The following is a 9,690-nucleotide window of genomic DNA, read 5'->3' as shown; positions in this document are numbered from 1 at the left end:
GATGGGGGCAAGACGATGGGGGCAAGACGATGGGGGCAAGACGATGGGGGCAAGACGATGGGGGCAAGACGATGGGGGCAAGACGATGGGGGCAAGACGATGGGGGCAAGACGATGGGGGCAAGACGATGGGGCGGGGGGTGTTCGATTGGCTTGCTGCGTGTTATCGTTTTGCCCCCATTGTTTTGCCAGGTGCCTCTCCTAGAAACGAGGTGGATTGATGCCCATTGAAGTGGACTCACAGATCCGGGTTCTGGATCGCGACGAGTTTCAAAAACTCGCTCACCGGATCATGGGAATTATCTTCTCCACTCATAATGAGTTCAGTCGTCTACTTGAAGAAACACCGTTCAAGAATGCCATTCGACGACGGTGTGAACGTGCGGGTGTGCTGCCTGCAAGGCGGGAAGTAGAAATCACTGTGTCACACAAAGGCTTTCGCAAATCGTATTTTATGGATTTGCTTCTCGCTAACGCGATAATGGTTGAAGCAAAAACGGTCGAGTGCCTCACGCCGGCTCACGAAGCCCAAGCGATTAACTACTTGCTCTTGTCGGGCATGAAGCATGGTCTCCTGGTGAACTTACGAACCCCTCGGGTTCAAAAACGATTTGTCTCGACCAACCTGGATTCTGAGGCTCGACACCGGTTTAATGTTCATGCCCAGAGGTGGCGGGCCGTCAACGAAGCTAGTGTTCGACTGCGGAATGTCTTTGAAGATTTGTTGACGGATTGGGGGGCGTTCTTGAGTGCATCACTTTACCGCGAAGCACTCGTGTCTTTACTCCGAAGTTCCCGGGGGGCCTTAAGGCGTGTACCGATATTCGATGAACGTTGTCAGATCGGGATGCACGATATTTTCTTGATCGATGACCAAACCGCGATGTCAATTACGTCGCTGACAAGCGGAGCACCGGAGATGGAAAGGCAACTAAGGCGACTGCTGCTTCATACCAAACTGCCTTGTCTGCAGTGGATCAATCTAAAACACCACGACGTTCACCTCACGACACTTCAGTGTTGAGTCCAGTCACCACGATCGTTTTGCCCCCATCGTTTTGCCACCACGTTAGCCAATTCACCGCTTCGTCTTGCGGCGTCGGTCTAGCCAGGTTTTGTATTCCCAGCGGTCTTTCCAGTTTTCCAGGTGGGGTTGGTAGTCGGGGCGGTCGACCCAGAACATGGGTTGGGGATGGTCCGCCGCGACGCGGCCTTCGGGGTAATCCTTGCCCGCTTCGCTGGCGTCGGTGGATTCGAGCCAGTTGCGAAGTTGCCGGCGAAGCGTTTGGAAACGCTGGGGATGTTGTTCGGCGACGTTCGTGGATTCCGCCACATCGTCGACAAGATTGTAGAGTTCAAACGAATCCTTCTTGAAATCTTGGGTCAGCAGTTTCCAGTCGCCGTCGACCACCGCCGCGGCGGATTTGTAGCGAAAGAAAATCGGTTCGGGGCGATGGCGATGCGCGTCTGACGGTCCGCCAAACAGCGGCGTCAAACTGATGCCGTCCCGCGGACGCTCGGGAGCGGGATGGTCGGCGCCGGCGAGTTCAAGAATCGTGGGCATCATGTCCATCACGCTGGCCGGATAATCGGTTTGTCGTGGTGTGACGGTGCCGGGCCATTCGATGATGCCCGGCACCCGCAAGCCGCCTTCGAAAATCGTGCCTTTGTTTCCACGCAGACCGCCGGTCGTCGGCGGCGTGATCTTGGGTAACCCGCCGTTGTCGCTGCAGTACCAAAACAGGGTTTGCTTTTCGATTCCCAGCGTGCGCAATCCAGCACGCAGCGCGCCGATGCTGCGATCCAGCGCGACCAGTTCACCGTAGTGATGCATCGATGTTTCGTCTAAATCCGAAAACGCTGTGTTGTCTTCGGCCGACGCTTTGCAGGGAGAGTGGGGCGTGCCGTACCAGATGACAGTAAAGAACGGTTGGTCGGATGCGGATTGGCGTTCGATGTGCTTGAGCGCTTGCTCCATGATCACGTCCGACGAATCGCCCCGGTAATCTTCAAACTCTCCTCCGCGGCTGAGCAAGGGATCGCGGTCGAAGAAGTTAGTCACCGACAACCAATGGTCAAAGCCGAACGTGCCCGGATGAAATTTGTCGCCCCGCAGGATCGGCGCGCCGGGACCACGCAATCCGTTCAAGTGCCATTTGCCGAAGTGGGCGGTCTGGTAGCCCGCATCGGACAGCACTTGCGGCAACGTGATCTCTTGGTGACGCAACGCGTAGCCGTGTTCGGGAACGCCGACTCGGTAACACGACCGTCCGGTCAACACGGCGGCGCGGGTCGGCGAGCAAACCGGCGCACCGGCATAGAACCGATCGAACCGCAGCCCGGATTGGCTCATCGCGTCCAGGTTCGGTGTCTGAAGCCGCGGGTGCTGGTTGTAACCGGTTTCGCCCCAGCCTTGATCGTCGGCCATCACCAAGATGATGTTCGGTCGTGCGGCTTGGGCCGCGACGGGAAGCAACGCCAGGATCAACAACAGGTAACGCATCACGGGCTCCGGGGCAGGGCAGGGCAGAGCCGTAGTTTAACCTCTCGTGCATTGTTCCGATTCAATCGCCGGGCAGGCATCCAAATTTCACGGCACGGGCATGCGGGAAGCACGCGCCACTACGGTTCCAACCCAAATTCAAATCTAAACGCAGCATTCCCGCAATCGAAAATCATACCCACGGATGGCAGCGCGAACCCACGGATGTGACGCAGCCAGGGATCCGTGGGTTCGCGCTGCCCTCCGTGGGCTCAGTGGTAACTTCTTTGCTCTGCAAGTTACCGCCTGACCCCATTTTCGCTTCACAACCGTAGCCCAAATTCAGATCTGGACGGAGCCCTAACGTGACCGGAAGCCGAGGATGCGGGCCCGCGGGGCGAGTCCGCCGGTGGCGATCGGTTGGTCCAGCAAGTAGCTGCCCGTGTTGCCAGCCTGATCGGTCGCATCGACACGCAGATAGATCTCGTGTGGCAATTTCGGATCGGCCGGCCAGACGTAGAGTCCGTCGTTGCGAAGCCCCGCGGCGATGGTCGTCCACGGCCCGTCGATCGAATCACTGAACGCGATCGCGACGGGGCGGTCCATTAGGTTTTCATCACTGCATTCATAGCGAATGATCAACGACCCGGTGCGATCCCCTTCGCCGTAGCGCGCCGAAGTGATTTTGATCTTGGGCAACGTCTGGTCCACGATCACCGCGATGTCGGGTTGATCGCCGGGCAACGGGCGTGGGCTGGCCAAACCGTTGTTGCCGAGCACCACGATTCGAAACGCGAAGACGCCTTCGCCCTTGGTTTCGATGTCAAAGGGACTGGTCCGGTCCGGGTCGGCGCCCCATCGTTTCCACGTCCGCCCGGCATCCAGACTGCCGTACAACTCGACCGCTTCGACCCCCGACGCGCCGACGGCTTCGAGTTCGTATTCCAGACTAAAGCGATTGGAGTCGCTCCAGCGAAACGGAACGGTGCGGGCCAGTTGAGCTCGATCGTAGCGTTGTTGTTGCTCGCGGCTGAGTTGTTCGGCACGCTCGGCCCGGTAACGCCGTTGATCGTCCGGCGTGCTGCTCGGTGCCGGTGTCGGAATCTGTTCCGCGGCGGGCCGGGGTGATTGCTGGTTCGGCGTCGTTTGGGATCGTGGGGTGATCGGCCGCAAGGCTTCTTCGAGTGTCCGCGATCGCTGGGAGGCGGCTTCGTCGTCCGCCTCCGCGTTTGGCAGCGGGATCGACTCGGTGATCGGATCGCCGGGCGATTTCGGTGGGGCCAGGTTCAGCGTCGGCGCGTCTGTCGTTTCCGGCGTTGGTGCGGGTGTCGGCAATGCCTCGGGCGCCGCCGCGGTTGCTTTCGGCGCTTCGGCGGGGGCTGGTTCGGGCTGCGGTGCCGGCAACACCTCGATGCCTTCGGGCGTCAGTTTGGCGGTCAGTCCCGACGCGGGCAACGTCATCGGACGCGACGGATTGCCGGATGGTTTGGCCGCCGGCGAGTTGGCTGCCGGTGTTGCCGCTGTGCCCGTCGGTGTGGGCTCGATCGGTTTGGTCACCGGTTGGGTGCTGGCGCCGAACGCCGAACCGAAGGATTGCAGCGAACGTCCCGTGGTCGGGGCGGCGGCGGGTGCCGTGCCGCGGACAGACGTGCTCGCGTTGCCGGTCGATCGCAGCGGACCGGAGCCCGGCGATTGCAAGGCGGCGCCGCGCGTGGGCGAATGCGGAGAGGTCTGGGCAGACGACGACGGTGGTTGGTGGTTGTCGGCCGTTGGGCCGAGTCGAAAGCTGGGCGGATCGCTGGGGCCGGCGACGGTTTGGATACGCAGCTGGTTCGGTGACGCAGCCATCCGCGGCAGTTTGGTGGCCGCCACGCGGGGACGGCGGAACGTTTTCGCTTGGACCGACGCGTTGCTGATCGAGTCGGTGGCCGTGACGTGGACGGACATCTGTTGCCAATCGTCGGCGGGGCGAATCGAAAAGCGGCCTTCCTGATCCATCGACGCGTTGGGGACCGTGACCCACTGGCGTCCGACATCGGTCGCGTACAGCACACGGAGCGTGGCGACTTGATGCGGATCGGTCAGTTTTAATTGCGCCGAAAGGGTACCGTCGACGTCGGCGCCGGCTTGAAGATCGATCGCCGGCCCGGTCGTGTCGATGAAGATCTTGCGTTCCGGAGTCAGTGATTCCGTCGGCTGGGGGGGCGCGTCCAAATCGGTCGCATGGGTGAACCAGTAGTCCCCATCGGCGGTCGCTTCGAAGTGGAATTGTTGAATCGGCAGGGGCTGCTCGGCGGCCTTGGCCCAGGTTTGTCCGCGGTCGGAGGAGACGTAGAGCCGCACCATCGTCGCTCCGCTGTCCCGTTCCATCTGAAATGGGATATCAAAAACCCGAGATGTGAGGACAATAGCGTCCGGGTCGACCGCGACCGCCGGAACGGCAAAGATGGCAAACAGGGTCCACAGCGAGATCGACAGTGTGACGCGATCGCATTCCAACATGCGTAACGCCGTCCTGCGGTGGGCCGCCGGCCTACGGCGGGATGTCGCCGGGATGAACGGGGGGCGATGACTGATCGCCCGGACGAATTGGCGGAAAACGCCCATCGGATATGCCGGAGTCGAAAGAAACGGGTGTACCTCATCTTCCGGTTCGGCAAAATGAAGGGCCAATCTTGATGGGGAAGCAGGAAAAAGTGCTGCATCGATCGTTTCGCCGAGGCCCGCGGGGTCCCGCGCGGGCGCCAGGGCAGAGTGACGGGGCAGGGCAGAGTGACGGGTCAGGCTGATCGAGCCAAGGCAAATGAGTAAGAGTTCATGATTCAGTATCAATATGATGTGGTGGTGATCGGGGCAGGGCATGCCGGGACCGAGGCGGCTGCCGCAGCGGCTCGCTTGGGCGCGCGGACGGCGCTGCTGACGACCAATTTGGATACCGTCGGGCAGATGTCCTGCAATCCGGCGATCGGTGGCGTCGCCAAAGGCCAGATCGTCCGCGAAGTCGATGCGCTCGGCGGATTGATGGGGCACGCGATTGACGCGACCGGCATCCAGTTTCGACTGCTGAATTGCCGCAAGGGGCCGGCGATGCACAGCCCTCGCGCGCAGGCCGACAAAAAGGCGTATCAGCAATACATCAAACACGCGATCGAATTGCAGAGCGACTTGGATCTGCGTCAAGAAACGGTCGAAGATCTGTTGACCGAGAGCACCGCCGAGGGCGAGCGGATCGTCGGGGTCCGCGTGCGAGGTCAGGCGGAGTATCGCGCGGCGGTGGTGGTGCTGACCACGGGCACGTTCTTGTCAGCGATCATGCATACCGGCGAATCCAAAACCGCCGGCGGCCGCGCCGGAGAGGGAACGACGACGGGGATCAGCGGCGCGCTGAATCGATTGGGATTTCAAATCGATCGCTTCAAGACGGGCACACCGGCCCGATTGAATCGACGCACGATCGACTATGCCAGCCTGGACGAACAGCCCGGTGATGACCAGCCCCAACCGTTTTCGTTCCTCAATGATTCCTTGTCCATCGATCAGGTGCCCTGTCACATCGCGATGACCAATGATGCGGTGCACGATCTGATTCGCGCCAACCTTCACCGCGCGCCGATGTACAGCGGACAAATCAACACGCGCGGTCCACGGTATTGTCCTTCGATCGAAGACAAAGTCGTTCGCTTTGCCGACAAAGACAGCCACCAGTTGTTCCTCGAACCGGAAGGCCATCACACCGAAGAGGTCTACGTCAACGACATCTCGACCAGTCTGCCACGTGATGTCCAGGACGGGATGTTCCGGCTGATTCCCGGCCTGGAACGGGCGACCATCATGCGTTACGGATACGCCGTGGAGTATGACTATTGTCCGCCCACGCAGCTCTGGCCACACTTGGAATCCAAGCGGGTCTCGGGGCTGTATCTCGCAGGCCAAATCAACGGCACGACCGGATACGAAGAGGCGGCCGGCCAAGGATTGATCGCCGGTCTCAATGCGGCGCGTCAAGTCGCCGGAAAATCGACGTGGGTTCCGACCCGGGATCAAGCTTACATCGGCGTGCTGGTTGACGATCTGGTCACCAGCGGCACGGACGAACCCTATCGAATGTTTACCAGCCGTGCGGAGTATCGACTGCTGCTGCGGCAAGACAACGCCGATCGCCGATTGACGCCCGATGCCGACTCGTTGGGTTTGATCGATGCCCAACGTCGCGAAAAGTTTGCGACGAAACTGGCCGACATCGATCGGGCGATCGAGTTGCTCGGGTCGGTGCGGATCAGCACGCCCAAGGGCGACGTCAAAGGCGACGTCTACCTGCGCCGCCCCGAAGTCGATTGGGCGAAGATGTGCGAGTTCATTCCCCAGCTTGCAACCATCGGCGACCAGGCCGCGCAGCAAGTCGTTTACGACATCAAATACGAAGGCTACGTCAGCCGGCAACGCGACGAAGTTGCCCGCCAGCAGCGGATGCTGAAAAAGAAAATCCCCGGCGGATTCGATTATGCCGCGATTACCGCGATGCGTAACGAAGCCAAGGAGAAGCTCAGTCACATTCGGCCCGTTTCGCTCGACCAAGCACAGCGAATTAGCGGGATCACCCCGGCGGATATCGCGTTGTTGCTGGCCTATCTCGAAGCCCCGTCATCAAGGTGATGTGATCGTTCTCCGATCGACCGCACTGATCGCTGGCCGCTCAAAGTTCGCTGGTAACCTATCTTGACCTATCCTGTGGATTCGGTAAGATTCGTTGGTCGGGCAAGATCGGCAAGCTTGAGGGTTTCGGAGTTTGCTGTTACTTACGTTTTTGACGCAAATTGGCACTGAAATGCTCTTGTGCGGAAGCGTGGGGGTTTTGCTAAAAGAAGCCTGTCGTGCTGGTTTGGTGACCGGCACAAGAGTGTTGGCGAATGCTAGCACGGAAAGACATGGAACAGGGTGAGGCTTCGACGAAGGCTCACTCGCGACAAACGCACAGGTTGGGAAACGGCTCGTCCTGCAGGGAGGATGGTTTCTGCGATGACCACGAAGACGGTCTTTACGACAGGCGAAGCGGCTAAAATCTGCAAAGTCAGCCAGCAGACGATCATTCGTTGCTTTGACAATGGTTCGCTGAAGGGCTTCCGGGTGCCGGGAAGCAAATTTCGACGTATTCCACGTGAACAGCTCTACCTGTTCATGAAGGACAACGGGATACCGACAGACGCGCTGGAGAGCGGCAAGAAGAAGTTGTTGATCGTCGATGACGACCAGGATCTGGTCGAATTGATGAAAGACGGCTTTGAACGCGACGGGCGATTCGATATCCGCACGGCCAACAACGGCTTTGACGCCGGTATGGGCGTGAAGGAATTTCGACCCGATCTGGTCGTGTTGGATGTGATGTTGCCCGACATCAACGGCAAAGAAGTCTGCCAGCGGGTCCGCAGCGATCCGGCTTTGGACATGGTCAAGATTCTTTGCATTTCCGGGATGGTGGAGCACAACAAGGTCGACGCGCTGCGTGCCGCCGGTGCGAACGATTTCATGCAGAAGCCGTTTGCGATCGACGACTTGGTGTTGCGATCTTGCGATCTGCTGGAAATGGAACGCAAAGTCCCGAATTAGATGAATGCGGTGACGAGTCTCCGCGACCAGTCGAATGAATTCCCGTTTCCGGGCTCGGTGTTAGAGCTCGGCTGGTGGGGCGTTCTGCCGCCCATCTCGCGCGAGGACAAACGCTGGTGGTTGCCGCTATCGGATACCGCCATGGTCGCGATCTCGACGGCGATCTCGTCATCCACCGCCGGCTGGGGGGACGTGAATCCGCTGGCCGTTCGCCGGGTGACCTCGGCGTTTCTCGAAGACCCGCCGTTCTTGCTGTATGCCCTGTTGAGCTGGCCGGGTGATGAATTTGTGTCCGCGACGGAATTGGCGGAGTGGTTCATCGGTGCGGCACCCGCTGAATTCGCCGACGGCGAGTGGATGCTTGCGGCGCCGGAGATCACCAATGCGCACCAGCATCGTTGGTCCCGTTTGTTGGCCCGCAGCCGAACGACCGAGCCGAACGATTGGATTGCCGGAGCGGCGGAGTGGTTGCAGGTTTTAGGACCGGCGATCGATTCGGACCGGCTCGAGCACCTGCCGGCGGTGATTTGGGACTGTGTCGCCGAGCCGAAACGTAAAATCGAAGGCAGCCGTTTGCTGCAGCAATTGGCGCGGGCTCGGGAGCGGGAGTTGGTGACTCAGTCCAGCCTGTCCGCCCTGGCAGAGAAACGGAAGTTGGCCGCCGCGAAGCAGTTGGCTTATGGATTGAGCCATGAAATCAACAATCCGCTGGCAAACATTTCCGCCCGGGCACAACAGCTCGCGCGTGAGGAAGCCGATCCACAGCGTCAGCAATCGCTTCAGCAGATCATCCAACAGGTCTATCGCGCCCATGAGATGATTGCCGGGTTGATGTTTTTCGCCAACCCGCCGGAGGTCGATCGGGAGCGTGTCGATTTGAACGCGCTGGTCGAGGCGGCTGGCGAGGAGTTTGCCGCGATCGCTGCGGAATTCGACATCCGGTTGTTAGCTGAAACGTTGCCGGAGCCGGCGATGGTGTCAGTGGATCGGTCGATGATTTTGGAAGCGATTCGAATCTTACTGCGAAATTCGATCGAGGCGATCGGCAGCGGCGGCACGGTCGTGTTGTCGATGGAGCGGGTGGATGACCCATCGCGGGATCCCCAGTGGTTGATCCACGTCGCCGACAGCGGACCGGGGCTGAGCGTCGAAGCGTCCAAGCATGCCTTTGACCCGTTTTACAGCGGTCGCGAGGCCGGCCGCGGGTTGGGATTGGGGCTGTGTCGAGCCTACCGAGTCGCCCAATTGCATGACGCCACCATTCGGCTCTCCGGCGGCTTGGCCGGTTGCGTCGCCACGATCGCGATCCCAGATCCGTCCACCCGCGATGACGTTGTGGTTGAAGGTTAGGCGCCCACGCGCTGGTGTGCAGGCTTCAGCCGCCCGTTTCGCTGCACGGGACGTCGATTGTACAAGTGACGGAACTTTAAAGAACCTCTCACATTCGTGGGCTTCGCTCACGATCCGCGATCCTGCAGGGATCACAGCCAGTAGCCCCGGATCGCGATAGCGCATCCGGGGGCACGGCGTAAGCAGTGACGCCGACCCCGACGGGGTCGCAGCGAGATTGCTGCGATCACCTCCGGGATCGTCGACGCGCGTTTT

Annotated in this window: 6 protein-coding genes; 4 read left to right on the top strand and 2 right to left on the bottom strand. The window is 60.2% G+C overall.

Features of this window, described 5'->3' with window-relative positions; all coding sequences use genetic code 11:
• Positions 1-219: 219 nt before the first annotated feature.
• Complete coding sequence (locus ABX749_RS10465; protein ID WP_372895930.1) at positions 220-1,023, top strand: GxxExxY protein; 804 nt, start codon at positions 220-222, stop codon at positions 1,021-1,023.
• 54 nt (positions 1,024-1,077) lie between these two features.
• Here ABX749_RS10465 and ABX749_RS10460 read toward each other — a convergent pair whose 3' ends face one another.
• Positions 1,078-2,502, bottom strand: coding sequence for a sulfatase-like hydrolase/transferase (locus ABX749_RS10460; RefSeq protein WP_372895929.1), 1,425 nt, complete (start codon positions 2,500-2,502; stop codon positions 1,078-1,080).
• 339 nt (positions 2,503-2,841) lie between these two features.
• Complete coding sequence (locus ABX749_RS10455) at positions 2,842-4,983, bottom strand: hypothetical protein (RefSeq protein WP_372895928.1); 2,142 nt, start codon at positions 4,981-4,983, stop codon at positions 2,842-2,844.
• Positions 4,984-5,298: 315 nt separating this feature from the next.
• Between ABX749_RS10455 and mnmG the strand changes: the two genes are divergently transcribed.
• The 3 genes from mnmG (at position 5,299) to ABX749_RS10440 (ending at position 9,435) form a co-directional block, all read left to right on the top strand.
• On the top strand, positions 5,299-7,134 hold the full coding sequence (gene mnmG / locus ABX749_RS10450) for a tRNA uridine-5-carboxymethylaminomethyl(34) synthesis enzyme MnmG (protein ID WP_372895927.1): 1,836 nt from the start codon (positions 5,299-5,301) through the stop codon (positions 7,132-7,134).
• 363 nt (positions 7,135-7,497) lie between these two features.
• Positions 7,498-8,085 carry a response regulator gene (locus ABX749_RS10445; protein ID WP_182866292.1) on the top strand — a complete coding sequence of 196 codons (588 nt, stop codon included), beginning with the start codon at positions 7,498-7,500 and terminating at the stop codon, positions 8,083-8,085.
• Positions 8,086-9,435, top strand: coding sequence for a PAS domain-containing sensor histidine kinase (locus tag ABX749_RS10440; RefSeq protein WP_372895926.1), 1,350 nt, complete (start codon positions 8,086-8,088; stop codon positions 9,433-9,435).
• Positions 9,436-9,690: the final 255 nt, after the last annotated feature.

This window comes from Stieleria sp., from assembly GCF_041595215.1.
Classification (GTDB): domain Bacteria; phylum Planctomycetota; class Planctomycetia; order Pirellulales; family Pirellulaceae; genus Stieleria; species Stieleria magnilauensis.
Note: the sequence above shows the minus strand (reverse complement) of the source record. Positions and strands in the feature narration are given on the sequence as shown.